The sequence below is a fragment of the Nonomuraea sp. NPDC004580 genome, from assembly GCF_040609855.1.
Taxonomy (GTDB): Bacteria; Actinomycetota; Actinomycetes; order Streptosporangiales; family Streptosporangiaceae; genus Nonomuraea; species Nonomuraea salmonea.
On the sequence record NZ_JBEXLH010000005.1, the window covers coordinates 203,753 to 218,883 of the forward strand.

Sequence of the window (15,131 nt, forward strand, 5' to 3'; positions counted from 1 at the left end):
TCAGATGCGGTCGATCGCGGCGAGATCGGCGTCGAGGTCGAAGGGGGCCGTCACCTTCAGCCTGTCGCGGTGCACGCCCATACGCGCGTAGGAGCGCATCGCCGGGTCGAGCTCGTAGGCGTAGACGATCGGCTTGCCCGCATCCTCCTCGACCCGCCAGAAGTGCGGGATGCCGGCCTGGGCGTAGAGCTCCGGTTTGCGCTGCCGGTCACGGGTGACGGATTCGGGCGAGACCACCTCGACGGCGAGCAGGACGTCCTGGGCCCGGTAGTAGGTCTCCTTACCGCTGCGCACCGCCTCCGCCACCACGACGCAGAGGTCCGGCTCGGGCCGCTGGTCCTTGGCGAGGATCACGCTCATCTCGCGGCGAACGCGCACGTCATGCGGTGCGGCGCGCCGGAGCTCGGCTTCGAGCAGCGACACGGCCCGCATGTGGAAGGCGGCTTGGGGACTCACGAAGACCAAGCTTCCATCGATCAGCTCTGTGTGCGCGGGCAAATCCGCAATGTGATCGAGATCTTCTGCTGTGAAGCCCTGCGGTGGCGGAAAGACCCAGTCGGGCAGCGGGGAAGGTGTCATCGTTTCGATCACCGCTTCAGCAGTCATGGTTGAACGCTACCAACCTATTGTGATCACGCTAGGTGAAAGTCAAGACACGGTTAAGCGCCTGAGAGGGATGGAATGGTGGAGCTGTTGGTGTTCGGCGAGCGGGAGGATGCCGAGGAGGTGGCGGAGACGCTGGGGGAGTGGTTTCCGGAGGTGGGGGTGCCGCGGGTGGTGCGGGAGACCTTGGCGGGGGAGGACGATGCCGAGGACGCTCAGTGGGTGGTCGTGGTCGAAGGGCTCGACGGCGCGGCCTTGGGCAAGGTCGATGAGCTGGTCGAGCGGTACGACGGGTGGCGGGAGGCGGGCTGACCGCAGGGCCGGCCCGCCTCGTCAGCCGGCCTCAGTGGTCAGGCGAAGGTGGCGGCTTCGCGGCGGGCCTTCTCCGCCAGGGCGTGTTCGTCGGTCGTGGCGTCGTAGCGGCGGAACTTCGGCAGCGCGGCGGCCAGGCTCAGGACGGCGGCCACGCACAGCACGCCGCCCGCGCCGAGTGCGAAGCGGGTGCCGCCGAGCTGGGCCATCATGCCGGCCCGCGCGTTGCCCAGCATGGGGCCGCTGGCGTACGAGAGGAGCTCGATGCCGGCCAGGCGGCCGCGCAGCTCGGGCGGGATGGTCTGGTTCCACATGGTCATGCGGAAGATGCCGCTGATCATGTCGGCGGCGCCCGCGAACGCGATGCAGACGACGATGAGCCAGATGTTCGGGGCCACGGCGGTCAGCGCCACGGCGACGCCCCACAAGGCGGCGGCCACGATCACGCCGAGGCCGTGGCGGCGTACGCGGGCCGTCCAGCGGCCGGTGAGCGAGGCGATCAGCGCGCCGACCGCGGAGGCCGAGTAGAGCAGCCCGAGCGCCTGCGGCGCCCGCAGCTCCTCGGCGAGGAACGGGAACAGCGCGTTCGCCATCGCGAACACCATGGCGGCCATGTCCACCAGGTACGTGCCCACCAGGTCCTTGCGGCTCATCGCGTACCGCATGCCCTCGACCAGCGACTTGATCGAGGCGGGCGCCGCGTTCTCGGCGGGGGGCAGCGACCTGACCCGCCAGAGCAGGAACATCGACAGCAGGAAGGTCAGCGTGTCGAGGACGTACGCGGAGGTGACGCCCCACGACGCGATCATCAGGCCGCCCAGGGCGGGGGCCACGATGGCGCCGAAGTTCCAGCGCAGGCTCGACAGCACGGCGGCGGCGGCCTGCTGGTCGTGCCTGACGACCTGCTGCATCACCGCCTCAAGGCTGGGGCGCTGGAGCGAGCCGATGCCGGTGGAGACCGCGCCCACGACGTACAGGACCCAGATCTGCGGGCTCGGCAGCATCGCGTTGAGCATGAGCGCGGCGGAGGTGACCAGCAGGCCCAGCTCGCTCATCACGATGATCTTGCGGCGGTCGAGCGCGTCGGCGATCGCGCCGCCCCACAGCCCGCACACCACCATCGGCACGAACTCCGCCAGGCTCACCAGGCCCACCGCGAGGTAGGAGTCGGTGAGCTGCTTCATCTGGTACGGCACCGCGACCATCGTGATCAGCGTGCCGAACATGGTGATGACGCCGGACCCGAAGAGCAACCGGTAGTCGCGGGAGTCGCGGAGCGGGCTGAGGTCGAGCGCGAGGTGGCGGAGCAGGCGCTTCAATGCTGATGGCACGAGTGGCAATTGTCCGTGATGGCGGCCGGCGTGGGCAAATCAATTTGACCGTCGATGCGGCAAGGCCCCCGGCGACGACTCGACGACCTCCGGGAGGCTCCCGGAGGTCGTCGCGAGGGTGGTCAGGACGGGATCTTGTCCAGGAAGCCCAGGACGCTGCGGATGCGGCCGTCCTCGTCCAGCTCCACCGCGTCGAAGCCGGTGGCGACGGGGTCGCCGCCCTCCGGGCCGAGGTGCCAGGTGAAGCGGGCGACGTGGTGGTGGCTGTCGTACAGGTCGCCCGGGGTGAAGACGAGGCCGGGGAACATGGACTGCGCGCCCTCGATCACGGCGGCGATGGCGGCGTGTCCTGTGACGTCGGCGAGGGGGTCGGTGTAGGTGCCGTCCTCGGTCCACAGCTCGGCCACGGCCTTGGCGCGCGCCTCGGGGTCGGTCTCGTTCCAGCAGGCGAGGTAGCGGTCGATGAGGGTCATGATCTTTGTCTCCTTATCGCAGGGTCAGCGGGGAAGGGTCAGCGGCTCTTGCGCAGGCCGGTGAGCTGGAGTTCGGCGAAGACGGCCACCACGAGGGCCTGGGCGACGGCCCAGACCGCGCCGATCGTGGTGAATCCGAGTGCGCCGGTGACGACGGCGGCGACGCTGCCCAGGGTCCAGGCGACGTTCAGGGCGATGACGGCCCTGGTGCCGGTGCGGCTGATGTCGCGGCGGGTGGCGAGGACGGCGACGGCGGCGCCGTACGCCAGGAGGAAGGCGCCGATGCCGCGCAGCGCGGCGGCGTCCGGGCCGAGCAGCGCGGCGACGGGGCCGGCGAAGGCGAGGTAGGCCAGCCCGTTGACGCCCGTCACGGCGGCGTCCGCGGCCAGCGTCAGGCGCAGGAACTTCGTACGGTCGGTGGTGATGGGCAGGGCGGTCATGTCGGGCTCCTTCGCGGCGACCACGTCGTGCTGACACCGGGAACGATGTCAGGACGCGGGTAGGTGCCGCGATTACCCGGCGGGTAAGCGGGAGCCCGGAAGGGCCGTCCGAGCAGGGGGAACGCGGATGGTGTGAAGGCCGTCACACGACGACGGCTCCCCGGAAGCACACCGGGGAGCCGTCGCGGGAGCGGGTCAGGTGCCGAGGATCTCGCGGCGCAGGTGGGTCTTGAGGATCTTGCCGCCGGGGTTGCGCGGCAGCTCGCCCTCGCGGAACCAGACGTGCACCGGGATCTTGAACTTGGCGATCCTGGAGGACAGGAACTCGCGCAGCTCGTCCGGCGTGAGCGAGGCGCCGGGCGCCAGGCGGAGCACGGCGCCGACCTCCTCGCCCAGCTCGTCGTGCGGTACGCCGATCACGGCAGCGTCGTCCACCGCCGGATGCTCGAACAGGGCGGCCTCGACCTCGGCGCAGTAGACGTTCTCGCCGCCCCTGATCACCATGTCCTTGGCGCGGTCCACGATGTAGACGAAGCCGTCCTCGTCGATCTTGGCCAGGTCGCCGGTGTGCAGCCAGCCGCCGACGAACGTCTGCGCGGTCGCCTCCGGCTTGTTCCAGTAGCCGAGGATGACGTTGGGGCCGCGTACGCACAGCTCGCCGACCTCGCCGCGGGGCAGCTCGTCGCCCAGGGGGTCGACGACCCGCACGTCCACCACGGGCGAGGGCAGGCCGATGCTGTCGGGCCTGGCGTGGTAGTCGGCGCCGCCGTTGCCGATGGCCAGGGCGCTGGTCTCGGTCATGCCGTAGCCGTTGGAGGGCGCGCGGTCGGGCAGGTTCGTCCTGATGCGCTCCAGCAGCTTGGGCGGGGCGGGGGCGCCGCCGTAGCCGAGGGTGGACAGCGAGGACAGGTCGTACTTGCCGAAGTCGGGGTGCGACATGAGCTGCCAGGCGTTGGTGGGCACGCCGATCATGGCGGTGACCCGCTCGCGCTCGATGAGCTGCAGCGCCTTCTCCGGGTCCCACTTGTACATCAGCACCAGGCCGCCGCCGCTGAACATCGTGGTCGTCATCGCCGAGAAGCAGCCGGTGACGTGGAAGAGCGGCACGGTCAGCAGGGTGATCCTGCGGGTGCCCGCCGCCGTGCCGACGTCCTTGCCGGCCAGGGCGACGGCGCGCATGAGGCCGTAGGCGACGGTCATGGGGGACTGGCCGATGTTGCGGTGGCTGCCGAGCGCGCCCTTGGGGTTGCCCGTCGTGCCGGAGGTGTAGAAGATCGTCGCGGGGTCGTCGGGTGCCGGCTCGACCTCGGGGAGGGAGACGTCCGCCCGGATCTCGCCGAGCACGTCGTCGAACGCGCGCGCCCCGTCCGGCACGTCGCCCCTGGTGACGATCATCGGCACGCCGGTCGAGGCCAGCCTGACCGCGCGCTCACCGTCCGCGATCAGCACCTTGGCTCCCGAGTCGGTCACGCCGTAGGCCAGCTCGGCCTCCGTCCACCAGGCGTTGAGCGGTACGGCGATGGCCCCGGCGGCCAGCACGGCCGAGAAGGAGATCACCCATTCCGGGTAGTTGCGCATGGCCACGGCCACCCGGTCGCCCTTGCTCACGCCGTAGTCCTCGACCAGCCGGCGGGCGAGGGCGGCGACGCGGCGGAAGTGGTCCTCGAAGGTGATGTGCTCGTCCTCGTAGACGAGGAAGACCTTGTCGCCGTGGAATCTGCTCATCTCCAGCAGGGCCCGGTAGTGCGGCGGGGCGTGCTTCCACGTGCGTACGCCGGTCTCGCCGATCTCCTCCATCTCGAAGAGCTGGCCGGGACCGGTGAGCTGGGCCTGGACCTGGGCGTGCGAAAGAGTCATCCGCAGTACTCCCGCAGTGGACGATTGTTCCGGACAATCACAGTACCGACCGGCCGGTACGTGCGCTAGACGCCCGATCTCCGGCGCTACGTGGATGAAAGTTTCACGGATGTACCGATACTTTCTGCCCGCCAACTGCTCATTTGGCCCCGGCCCGAGCGCCTGGTTGACCCGCTCGCGCGCATGTCAATACCGTCTGCTCCATGGTCCCATCGGGGCCGAAACTTTCGGAATCGAGTGCCTGCCTCCGGAGGTAGATGCCCGTGCGTTCGTCCTCGCTCCTCAGACCTCTCGCGTTAGTGGGGTTACTCGCGACCTTCCTCCTACCCACCGTCCCGGCGGAAGCATCGGCGCCGCTGCGTACGCACGCGGCCTCCAAGGGCAAGTTCATCGGTGCGGCGCTCGCCACCAGCCCTCTGTCGAACGAGACCGCCTACCGCAACATCGCGGCCACGGAGTTCAACCAGATCACCGCCGAGAACGCGATGAAGTGGGACGCCACCGAGCCCAGCCAGAACCAGTTCAACTTCTCCGGCGCCGACGCGATCGTCGACTTCGCCACGCAGAACAACCAGCAGGTCCACGGCCACACGCTGATCTGGCACCAGCAGACTCCCGGCTGGGTGCAGGGTCTCGGCGCCGGCGCCATGCGCAGCGCGATCCAGAACCACATCTCGCAGGTCGTCGGCCGCTACGCCGACAACCCGGCCGTGGTCTCGTGGGACGTGGTCAACGAGGTGTTCGAAGAGAACGGCAGCATGCGGAGCTCGTTCTGGTACAACACGCTCGGCCAGAGCTACATCGCCGACGCCTTCAGGGCCGCCCGCGCCGCCGACCCCGACGCCCGGCTGTGCATCAACGACTACAACGTCGAGGGCATCAACGCCAAGAGCACCGCGATGTACAACCTGGTCTCCTCGCTGCGCCAGCAGGGCGTGCCGGTCGACTGCGTCGGCTTCCAGGGCCACCTCGCCATCCAGTACGGCTTCCCGAACGACCTCCAGCAGAACCTGGAGCGCTTCGCCGCGCTCGGCGTCCAGGTGCGCATCACCGAGCTCGACATCCGCATGCAGATGCCGCGCGACTCCTCCAAGGACGCCACCCAGGCCACCTACTACCGCAACGTGGTCAACGCCTGCCTGGCGGTCACGGCCTGCGCCGGCGTGACGATCTGGGGCTTCACCGACAAGTACTCGTGGGTGCCGGACACCTTCAGCGGCCAGGGCGCGGCGCTCATCTACGACGAGAACTACCAGAAGAAGGGCTCCTACACCGCCGTGCACGACGCGCTGGCGGCCGGCACGGGCGGCAACGACACCACGCCGCCGACCACGCCGGGCACGCCGACGTCGAGCAACGTCACCTCCAACTCGGCGACGCTGTCCTGGAGCGCCTCGACCGACAGCGGCGGCAGCGGCCTGGCCGGCTACAACGTCTACCGCGAGCAGGGCGCCACGGACACGCTGCTCGGGCAGAGCACGACCGCCTCGATCAACCTGACCGGGCTGACGCCGGAGACGCAGTACCAGGTCTACGTGCGCGCCCGTGACGGCGCCGGGAACCTGTCCGGCAACTCGCCGACCGCCACGTTCACGACGTCCGAGGGTCCCGTCGGCGGCGGTGGCTGCACCGCCACCGGCACCGTGCAGACCCAGTGGCAGAACGGTTACGTCGTCCAGCCGGTGACCGTCACCAACACCGGCACCTCGGCCATCAACGGCTGGACCGTCACCTTCACGCTCCCCTCCGGGCACACGCTGGCCGGCTCGTGGAACGCGTCCGTGACCGTCAGCGGGCAGACCGTCACGGCCAGGAACGCCGGCTACAACGGCAACCTGGCGCCGAACGCCGGCACCACGTTCGGCTTCCAGGTGAACCGTCCGAACGGGAACACGCAGACGCCTTCCGGCTACACCTGCGCCTGATCGGGGATCCCCTGGGGCCTGCCCGACTGCCCGCCCGGCACCGGTAACCGCCCCAGGGGATTCTCTCCCCTTTTGAGAAGAGGGGGTGGCTTTGCCGGAAATGATGGGGATGCATAACGTGCTGTTGGTGCCCGCCCTGCCAGCGGCCCGCCGTTCTCCATCTGCTGAGGAGCCTGCCTGATGCATGACGACCGCACCCTGGTCGAAGCCCGTCTCAAGCGCGTACTGACCGAGCGGATCCGCCCCGCGGTCTATCCCGAGTCGGTGCCGCTGGAGGTGGGCGTGTGGCACGCGCCGGGCGAGCCGGTACCGGTGGCCAAGGGCCTGGCCGCGCCGCGCGAGCCGATCGCGGTCGGCACGCCGTGGGGGCCGCCGTGGGGCACGAGCTGGTTCACCGTGAGCGGCACCGTCCCCATGGAGTGGACGGGCAAGATCGTCGAAGCGGTGCTCGACCTCGGGTTCAACCCGGACAAGACGGGCTTCCAGTGCGAGGGGCTGGTCTACCGGCCCGACGGCACCCCCGTGAAGAGCCTCAACCCCCGCCAGCAGTGGGTCCGCATCGCCGGCCCCGCCGAGGGCGGCGAGGAGGTGCGCCTGCACATCGAGGCCGCCTCCAACCCGGTCATCCTCGACTACCACCCCTTCCTGCCGACGCGGCTGGGCGACAAGGAGACGGCCGGCACCGAGCCGCTCTACCGCCTGGCCCGCATGGACCTCGCCGTCTTCGACAAGACGGTGTGGGACCTGGTGATGGACCTGGAGGTGCTCGGCGAGCTGATGCAGGAGCTGCCCGTCGAGGGCGCCCGCCGCTGGGAGATCCTCCGGGCGATCGAGCGCGCGCTGGACGCCGTCGATCTGCAGGACGTGAACGGCACCGCCGCCGCGGCCAGGGCCGAGCTGACCGGTGTCCTGGCCGCGCCGGCCGTGCCGTCGGCGCACCGGATCAGCGCCGTCGGGCACGCCCACATCGACTCGGCGTGGCTGTGGCCGTTGCGCGAGACCGTGCGCAAGGTGGCCCGCACCGCCTCCAACATGACCACGCTGCTGGAGGAGGACCCCGACTTCGTCTTCGCGATGTCGCAGGCCCAGCAGTGGGCCTGGCTGAAGGAGCACAGGCCGGAGGTGTGGGCCAAGGTCGTCAAGGCGGTGGCGACCGGCCGGTTCGTGCCCGCGGGCGGCATGTGGGTGGAGTCCGACACGAACATGCCGGGCTCCGAGGCGATGGCCCGGCAGTTCGTGCACGGCAAGCGCTTCTTCATCGACGAGTTCGGGGTGGACAACGAGGAGGTGTGGCTGCCCGACACGTTCGGGTTCGCGGCCGGGCTGCCGCAGATCATCAAGGCGGCCGGGTCGAAGCGGCTGCTCACCCAGAAGATCTCGTGGAGCCAGACCAACACGTTCCCGCACCACACCTTCCTGTGGGAGGGCATCGACGGGACCAGGATCTTCACCCACTTCCCGCCCATCGACACCTACAACGCCTCCCTGCGCGGCGGCGAGCTGGCGCACGCGGCCCGCAACTTCAAGGACAAGGGCGTGGCCAGGCACTCGCTGGCCCCGACCGGGCACGGCGACGGCGGCGGCGGCACCACCCGCGAGATGGTGGCCAGGGCGCTCCGCGTCCGCGACCTGGAGGGCTCGCCCACCGTGACGTGGGAGACGCCCGCCGAGTTCTTCGACAAGGCCGAGGCCGAGTACCCCGCCCCGCCCGTCTGGGTGGGCGAGCTCTACCTGGAGCTGCACCGGGCCACGCTGACCAGTCAGGCCAAGACCAAGCAGGGCAACCGGCGCAGCGAGGCGCTGCTGCGGGAGGCCGAGCTGTGGGCGGCGACGGCGGCCGTGCGGGCGGGGGCGGACTATCCGTACGAGGCGCTCGACCGGCTGTGGAAGACGGTGCTGCTGCACCAGTTCCACGACATCCTGCCCGGCTCCTCGATCGCGTGGGTGCACCGGGAGGCGCGCAGGACGTACGAGCTGGTGACCGAGGAGCTGGACGGCATCATCGGCACCGCGCAGCGCGCGCTGGCGGGCGAGCCGTCCGGCGGCACGCTGGTCTTCAACGGCGCCCCGCACGCCCGCCGCGGCGTGCCCGCGGGCGGTGCCGCCCCCGAGAGCCCGGCCGCCGCCGTGCAGGCGGCGCCGCGGCCCGAGGGCGGGTTCGTGCTCGACGACGGGCTGCTCAGGGTCGAGATCGACGGGCGCGGGCTGGTCGTGTCGGCCCGCGACCTGCGGGCCGGGCGCGAGAGCGTCGCGCCCGGGCGGGCGGCCTGCCTGCCGCAGCTGCACCCGGACTTCCCGAACAAGTGGGACGCCTGGGACGTGGATGAGTTCTACCGCAACACGGTGACCGACCTGACGGAGGCGGACGACGTGCGCCTCGACGGGGTCACGGTGGTGGTCGAGCGCTCGTTCGGGGCCTCGTCGATGGTGCAGCGGCTCACGCTCGCCGAGGGGCGGCTGGAGATCGACACCGAGGTCGACTGGCACGAGAGCGAGAAGTTCCTCAAGCTGGCCTTCCCCCTCGACGTACGCGCCGACCGGTACGCCTCCGAGAGCCAGTACGGCCACACCTTCCGCCCCACCCACACCAACACGAGCTGGGAGGCCGCCAAGTTCGAGGCCTGCAACCACCGCTTCGTGCACCTGGAGGAGCCCGGCTGGGGCGTGGCCATGGTGACCGACTCGACCTACGGCCACGACGTCACCCGCGACGTGGACGAGCACGGCACCACGACCACGCTGCGCGTCTCGCTGCTGCGCGCGCCGCGCTTCCCCGACCCCGAGACCGACCAGGGCGCGCACCGCTTCCGTCATGCGCTGGTGCCGGGCGCGGCGATCGGCGACGCCGTGCGCGAGGGCCACTTCATCAACCAGCCCGAGCGCCGCGTGCCCGGTTCGGCGCCGGTCGAGCCGCTGGTCACGGTGGACGACGACGCCGTGGTGGTGACCGCGGTGAAGCTGGCCGACGACGGCAGCGGCGACGTGGTGGTCCGCTTCCACGAGTCGCGCGGCGGCCGGGCCCGCGCCACGCTGCGTCCCGGCTTCCCCGTCGCGGAGGTCGTCACGACCGACCTGCTGGAGCGGCCGACGGGCGAGCCCGAGCGGCCCGGCGACGAGATCGCCGTGGGCCTGCGCCCGTTCGAGCTGGTCACGCTGCGCATGAAGCGGGCCTGAGCCCGCACTGGCAGAGCCCGGCGCCGGGAAACCGCGCGCCGGGGCCCGGCCGCGCGTGAGGCGGGCCTGAGCGTCCGGCGGGTTCAGCCGCTGAGCAGCGTGCCGAGGCGGGGGGCGTAGGTGGCGTGGAAGACAAGGGAGGCCGCACCGATCGCGGCGGCGTCGGCCGCGATCGGTGAGGTCTCCACCCGTACGGCGTGCAGCCGCCTGGCCATCGTCCGCCCCGCCACGGCCGCCGCGATCGCCTCCCGGTAGATGCCGCCGACGTCGCGCAGCGCGGGCCCGCCCAGCACGAGCAGGTCGATGTCCAGCATGTTCACCACGCTGACGGCGGCCACGGCGAGGCGGTCGGCCACCCGCTCGATCACCGCGCGCGCCGCCGGCTCCCCGCGCGCCGCGGCCGCGCAGACGTCGGCGTGGTCGGCGCCGCCCGAGGCCGCCTCGATCGCGCTCGGGCAGCACACCGCCTCCACGCAGCCCCGGTTGCCGCAGTAGCACTCGGGCCCGTCGGGCTCGACGGTGATGTGCCCGAACTCGCCGGCGTTGAGCGAGCGACCGCGGTAGACCTGGTTGTCGAGGAACAGCCCGCCGCCGATGCCGGTGCCGAGATAGAGGTAGGCGAAGCTGGGCGCGGAGCGCGCGATGCCGGCCCACCTCTCGCCGATCGCCGCCGCCGTGGCGTCGTTGTCGACGGTCACCGGGAAGCGGGTGTACTCCTGGAGTAACTCCCTGATCGGCGTGCCGGCCCACGCCGGCAGCCGGGGCGGGCTCACCATCACGCCGTCGCCGTCGAGCGGCCCCGGGCAGGCCAGCCCCACCCCGAGCACCTTGCCGTCCGGCACCCCCACCTCGCGCAGGATGCGCCTGGCCGCCCGCGCCATCTGCCTGACCACCGCGTCGGGCCTGGCCCGCGGGCGCACGGGCAGGTGAAGCCGGGCGACCGGGCGGCCCGCCAGGTCCGCCAGCACGCACGACAGCGCCTTGGGGTCGAAGTGCACGCCGACCGCGTAGCCGGCGCCGGCGTCGACCCGCAGGATGGTGGCCGGCTTGCCGCCGCGCGACGGCGCCGAGCCGTCCTCGACGACCAGGCCCTCCTCCAGCAGCCTGCGTACGATCACCGACACCGTCTGCGCCGTCAGCCCCGTCACGGACGCTACCTGGACGCGGCTGATCCCGTCGGAGGCCTGGATGGCCTCCAGCACCACGGCCCGGTTGTAGCTGCCGACCTTGGGCAGGTTGGTGCCCTGCTGCATGTGAGTCATATCACCACAAAGTGTTGACTTAGTAAATCAAAAAGACTTACGTTCTCCGCAACCCAAAGGAAACAAGGGGAGGCCGTGATGACACGTAGGCTGGCCGGTTCCCTCCTGCTGTTGACAGCGCTGACAGCAGCCGGTTGCGGCGGTGGCGCCGCCGAAGAAGCCTCAGGAACCAAGGAGCTCGAGGTCCTCTACAAGGTCGAGCCCACGTGGCCGCACCTGGAGAAGATGCTCACGGACGCGAAGAAGCAGTACGAATCCAGCCATCCCGGCGTCACGATCAAGCTGACCGGGGTGCAGGGCAACAACGAGGCCTACTACACGAAGCTGGCGCTGCTGAACCGCTCGGCGGACTCGGCGCCCGACATCTACTACCACGACACCTTCCAGGTGAACGCCGACGTCGCCGCGGGCAAGCTGGCCCCGCTCGACGAATACCTGACCAAGTGGCCCGACTGGAGCTCCCAGTTCCCCGACTCGGTCAAGGAGGCCGCCAAGGGCGCCGACGGCAAGATCTACGGCGTGCCGATCAGCACCGACACGCGCGGCCTCTGGTACCACAAGGACGTCTTCGCCAAGGCGGGACTGCCCGTGCCGTGGGAGCCGAAGACCTGGAACGACGTGCTGACCGCGGCCCGCACGATCAAGCAGAAGGTGCCGGATGCCGTCCCCTTCAGCATGTACTCCACGAAGATCCACGGCGAGGCGTCCACCATGCAGGGCTTCGAGATGCTCCTGTACGGCACCCCCGGCGGCACCCTGTACGACAGCGCCCAGCAGAAGTGGGTGAGCGGCGGCAAGAACTTCACCGACGCGCTGACCTTCATCAACACGATCTACCGCGAGGAGCTCGGCCCCAAGCAGGCCGACGCCCACAACGCCAAGCTCGCCGACAAGGTCAACCACGAGTGGTTCCCGTCCGGCAAGATCGGCATCTCCCTCGACGGCGCCTGGACGCCGTCGGCCTGGAAGGAGACCAGCACCAAGCCGTGGCCCGCCTGGCAGGAGAAGATCGGCTGGACGGCCATGCCGACGCAGAACGGCGAGGAGCCCGGCGCGGTCAGCATGTCGGGCGGCTGGGTCATGGCGATGAGCTCCTACACCAAGCTCAAGCAGGAGGCGTTCGACTTCATCACGGTGGCGATGAACAAGGAGAACGCGATGACGTACTCCGTGAGCACCGGTGACCTGGCCGTCCGCAAGGACGTCGCGGCCGACCCGAAGTACACCGCCGACAACCCGTCGGTGAAGTTCTTCACCGAGCTCGCCGAGGTGACGCACTACCGGCCCGCCTACGAGGCGTACCCGAAGGTGTCGGCGCAGATCCAGGAGGCCATGGAGGCCGTCACCACCGGCTCGCAGACGCCTGAGGAGGCCACCGCGGCCTACGCCAAGGCGCTGCCCGGCGCGGTCGGAGGCCCCGACAAGGTCGTCGCCAAATGACGGTCGCCACGGCGCCGTCCCCGCCCGTGACGGGCACGCCCGCGGGCGGCCCGTCACGGCGGCGGGTCATGCGCTGGCTGCTGCCCCTGGGCCCGGCGCTGGTGCTGCTGGCGCTGTTCCTCGCGGGGCCCATCCTGTGGAGCGTCTACATCGCGTTCACCAACGAGACCCTGACCGGCTCGGCCTCGGTGAACTCGCAGTTCGTCGGGCTGGACAACTTCGTCAAGCTCTTCGACGACCCGGACTTCATCAACTCGTTCCTGCTCACGTTCGTCTTCGTGATCGGCTCGGCCGTCATCGGCCAGAACACGCTGGGCCTGATCATCGCGCTGCTGATGCGCGGGCGCGGCAGGGTGACGCGCAGCACGGTCAACGGCGTGGTCATCGCGGCCTGGGTGATGCCCGAGATCGTGGCGGCGGCCTGCTGGTTCTCCTTCCTCGCCGAGGAGGGCACGCTCAACACCGTGCTCGGCGTCTCGCAGGAGTGGCTCTACACCGCGCCGATGCTGGCGGTGATCCTGGCCAACGTCTGGCGCGGCACCGCGTTCTCGATGCTGGTCTACTCGGCGGCGCTGTCGGAGGTGCCGAAGGACCTCGTGGAGGCGGCGGCGGTGGACGGCGCGGGTCCCGGCAAGCGGCTGCTGCACATCACGCTGCCGCTGATCCGGCGCTCGATCATGGCGAACCTCATGCTGATCACGCTGCAGACGCTGGCCAGCTTCGGGCTGATCTACGCCCTGACCGGCGGCGGTCCTGGCACGGCCAGCCAGACGACCCCGCTCTACATGTACGAGCAGGCGTTCCGCTACTTCGAGATCGGCTACGGCTCGGCCATCGCGCTGGTCATGCTGGTCATCGGAGCCCTGTTCTCGCTGATCTACCTGCGTCTGATCAAGGTGGAGGACGCATGACCAGACTCGCCGCGAGGGGCGCGGCCACGCTGTCGCTGCTGGTGATCGTGCTGGCGTTCCTGGGGCCTTTCATCTGGGTGCTCATCGCCTCGGTGCAGCCGGAGGCGACGCTGGCCGCCGCGCCGACCCTGACCTTCTCCCTCGACAACTTCAAGGCCGTGCTGACCTGGGAGACGATCGTGCTCCCGCTGATCAACTCGGTCGTCATCTCGGGCTCGACGGCGCTGCTGACGGTGGTGGTGGCCGGGCTCGCGGCCTATCCGCTCTCGCGCTACCAGCTGCGCTACCGCCGCCACTTCATGCTGACGCTGCTGTTCACCACGGGCCTGCCGATGACGGCGATCCTGGTGCCGGTCTACGCCATGTTCTTCCGGTTCAACCTGTACGGCTCGGTGCCGGCGATGGTGTTGTTCCTGACCGCCAGCTCGCTGCCGTTCTCCATCTGGATGATGAAGAACTTCATGGACGGCGTGCCGGTCAGCCTGGAGGAGGCCGCCTGGGTGGACGGCGCCGGGTGGGTGCAGTCGCTGCGCGCCGTGGTGGGGCCGCTCATGGCGCCGGGCATCGCGGTGGTGGCGATCTTCGTCTTCGTCGGGCAGTGGGGCAACTTCTTCGCCCCGTTCGTGCTGCTGGACGCGCCGGAGAAGCAGCCGGCCGCGGTGACCATCTACACGTTCTTCTCGCAGTACGGGCAGGTCGCCTACGGGCAGCTGGCCGCGTTCTCGATCCTCTACACGGCGCCCGCGGTGATCCTCTACGTGGCGGTCAACAAGTACCTCGCGGGGTCGTTCAACCTCGGCGGCGCGACGAAGGGGTAGCTGGCGGATTCACGACAAGTCAGGATGTGGCCACTCCCATTTCATAGACACCGCAGTTCGGGACCATTAGAAATCCGGTATTCGTGCTTACCGATTCTCTGGAGGTCGTCCCATGCTGCGTGGCTTAAGCCGGTTGAAGTGGGGGTCGGCGCTCGCGCTCCCCACGGTCATGGCGGCCGCGCTGCTCGCGGCGCCCGCCGCGTACGCCGAAAGCGCCGGGCCCTTCACGGCCGCGGCGGCGAGCGACGAGATCACCCTGATCACCGGCGACCGGGTGCAGGTGCGCGACGTGGACGGCGGGCACCACGCGGTCACCGTCACGCCCGCCCGGCGCGCCGACGGCTCCGTGCCCACCTTCCAGGTGATGGAGACCGAGCGCGGCGTCACCGTCATCCCCGACGACGTCGCGAGCCTGGTGCCGGGCCGGCTCGACCCCGCGCTGTTCGACGTGACGGCGCTGGCCGAGCAGGACTTCGGCGCCACCATCCCGCTCATCCTCACCTTCGGCGCGAACGCCCCCAAGGCGGCCGTGCCCGCCGCCCGGCAGGAGCGCACGCTGGAGAGCATCGGCGGCGCCGGCGTGTC

The 15,131-nt window shown here is 70.2% G+C and carries 12 protein-coding genes and 1 pseudogene; 7 read left to right on the plus strand and 6 right to left on the minus strand.

Annotation, left to right across the window (positions count from 1 at the left end; all coding sequences use genetic code 11):
• On the minus strand, positions 1 to 606 hold the full coding sequence (locus ABZW11_RS09415; protein ID WP_355414429.1) for a Uma2 family endonuclease: 606 nt from the start codon (positions 604 to 606) through the stop codon (positions 1 to 3).
• 75 nt (positions 607 to 681) lie between these two features.
• Between ABZW11_RS09415 and ABZW11_RS09420 the strand changes: the two genes are divergently transcribed.
• On the plus strand, positions 682 to 915 hold the full coding sequence (locus ABZW11_RS09420; protein ID WP_355414431.1) for a hypothetical protein: 234 nt from the start codon (positions 682 to 684) through the stop codon (positions 913 to 915).
• 38 nt (positions 916 to 953) lie between these two features.
• Here ABZW11_RS09420 and ABZW11_RS09425 read toward each other — a convergent pair whose 3' ends face one another.
• From ABZW11_RS09425 to ABZW11_RS09440, 4 genes are all read right to left on the minus strand, one after another.
• Positions 954 to 2,246, minus strand: a complete 1,293-nt coding sequence (locus ABZW11_RS09425; protein WP_355414433.1) for an MFS transporter — start codon at positions 2,244 to 2,246, stop codon at positions 954 to 956.
• Positions 2,247 to 2,368: 122 nt separating this feature from the next.
• Positions 2,369 to 2,719, minus strand: coding sequence for a nuclear transport factor 2 family protein (locus ABZW11_RS09430; RefSeq protein ID WP_355414435.1), 351 nt, complete (start codon positions 2,717 to 2,719; stop codon positions 2,369 to 2,371).
• A gap of 38 nt (positions 2,720 to 2,757) precedes the next feature.
• Positions 2,758 to 3,159 (minus strand): hypothetical protein, encoded by a 402-nt coding sequence (locus ABZW11_RS09435; RefSeq protein ID WP_355414437.1) that lies wholly within the window; start codon positions 3,157 to 3,159, stop codon positions 2,758 to 2,760.
• Between the two features lie 195 nt (positions 3,160 to 3,354).
• The gene (locus ABZW11_RS09440) at positions 3,355 to 5,016 is read right to left on the minus strand and encodes a class I adenylate-forming enzyme family protein (RefSeq protein WP_355414439.1); all 1,662 of its coding nucleotides are present in this window, start codon (positions 5,014 to 5,016) and stop codon (positions 3,355 to 3,357) included.
• Positions 5,017 to 5,315: 299 nt separating this feature from the next.
• On the opposite strand from ABZW11_RS09440, the gene ABZW11_RS09445 reads away from it, so the two are divergent.
• Together ABZW11_RS09445 and ABZW11_RS09450 are read left to right on the plus strand one after the other, a co-directional pair.
• Positions 5,316 to 6,941, plus strand: coding sequence for an endo-1,4-beta-xylanase (locus ABZW11_RS09445; protein ID WP_355414441.1), 1,626 nt, complete (start codon positions 5,316 to 5,318; stop codon positions 6,939 to 6,941).
• A gap of 180 nt (positions 6,942 to 7,121) precedes the next feature.
• The gene (locus ABZW11_RS09450) at positions 7,122 to 10,115 is read left to right on the plus strand and encodes a glycoside hydrolase family 38 C-terminal domain-containing protein (RefSeq protein WP_355414443.1); all 2,994 of its coding nucleotides are present in this window, start codon (positions 7,122 to 7,124) and stop codon (positions 10,113 to 10,115) included.
• A gap of 83 nt (positions 10,116 to 10,198) precedes the next feature.
• Here ABZW11_RS09450 and ABZW11_RS09455 read toward each other — a convergent pair whose 3' ends face one another.
• Complete coding sequence (locus ABZW11_RS09455; protein ID WP_355414445.1) at positions 10,199 to 11,377, minus strand: ROK family transcriptional regulator; 1,179 nt, start codon at positions 11,375 to 11,377, stop codon at positions 10,199 to 10,201.
• Between the two features lie 78 nt (positions 11,378 to 11,455).
• Here ABZW11_RS09455 and ABZW11_RS09460 point away from each other — a divergent pair, with 78 nt between their 5' ends.
• The 4 genes and pseudogenes from ABZW11_RS09460 to ABZW11_RS09475 form a co-directional block, all read left to right on the plus strand.
• Positions 11,456 to 12,817, plus strand: coding sequence for an extracellular solute-binding protein (locus ABZW11_RS09460; protein ID WP_355414447.1), 1,362 nt, complete (start codon positions 11,456 to 11,458; stop codon positions 12,815 to 12,817).
• Positions 12,814 to 13,728 (plus strand): sugar ABC transporter permease, encoded by a 915-nt coding sequence (locus ABZW11_RS09465; protein ID WP_355414449.1) that lies wholly within the window; start codon positions 12,814 to 12,816, stop codon positions 13,726 to 13,728. Before ABZW11_RS09460 ends, ABZW11_RS09465 begins: the two co-directional genes overlap by 4 nt.
• Positions 13,725 to 14,546: a carbohydrate ABC transporter permease gene (locus tag ABZW11_RS09470; protein ID WP_355414451.1), complete on the plus strand. Its 822-nt coding sequence runs from the start codon at positions 13,725 to 13,727 to the stop codon at positions 14,544 to 14,546. Before ABZW11_RS09465 ends, ABZW11_RS09470 begins: the two co-directional genes overlap by 4 nt.
• Positions 14,547 to 14,658: 112 nt before the next feature.
• A pseudogene (locus tag ABZW11_RS09475) lies at positions 14,659 to 15,131 on the plus strand (serine protease); the annotation flags it as partial.

Excerpts from the sequence above, each read along its gene's own strand:
- ABZW11_RS09415 (WP_355414429.1), bottom strand. The coding sequence starts at position 606 with ATGACTGCTGAAGCGGTGATCGAAACGATGACACCTTCCCCGCTGCCC.
- ABZW11_RS09420 (WP_355414431.1), top strand. The coding sequence starts at position 682 with ATGGTGGAGCTGTTGGTGTTCGGCGAGCGGGAGGATGCCGAGGAGGTG.
- ABZW11_RS09430 (WP_355414435.1), bottom strand. The coding sequence starts at position 2,719 with ATGACCCTCATCGACCGCTACCTCGCCTGCTGGAACGAGACCGACCCC.
- ABZW11_RS09435 (WP_355414437.1), bottom strand. The coding sequence starts at position 3,159 with ATGACCGCCCTGCCCATCACCACCGACCGTACGAAGTTCCTGCGCCTG.
- ABZW11_RS09440 (WP_355414439.1), bottom strand. The coding sequence starts at position 5,016 with ATGACTCTTTCGCACGCCCAGGTCCAGGCCCAGCTCACCGGTCCCGGC.
- ABZW11_RS09450 (WP_355414443.1), top strand. The coding sequence starts at position 7,122 with ATGCATGACGACCGCACCCTGGTCGAAGCCCGTCTCAAGCGCGTACTG.
- ABZW11_RS09455 (WP_355414445.1), bottom strand. The coding sequence starts at position 11,377 with ATGACTCACATGCAGCAGGGCACCAACCTGCCCAAGGTCGGCAGCTAC.
- ABZW11_RS09460 (WP_355414447.1), top strand. The coding sequence starts at position 11,456 with ATGACACGTAGGCTGGCCGGTTCCCTCCTGCTGTTGACAGCGCTGACA.
- ABZW11_RS09465 (WP_355414449.1), top strand. The coding sequence starts at position 12,814 with ATGACGGTCGCCACGGCGCCGTCCCCGCCCGTGACGGGCACGCCCGCG.
- ABZW11_RS09470 (WP_355414451.1), top strand. The coding sequence starts at position 13,725 with ATGACCAGACTCGCCGCGAGGGGCGCGGCCACGCTGTCGCTGCTGGTG.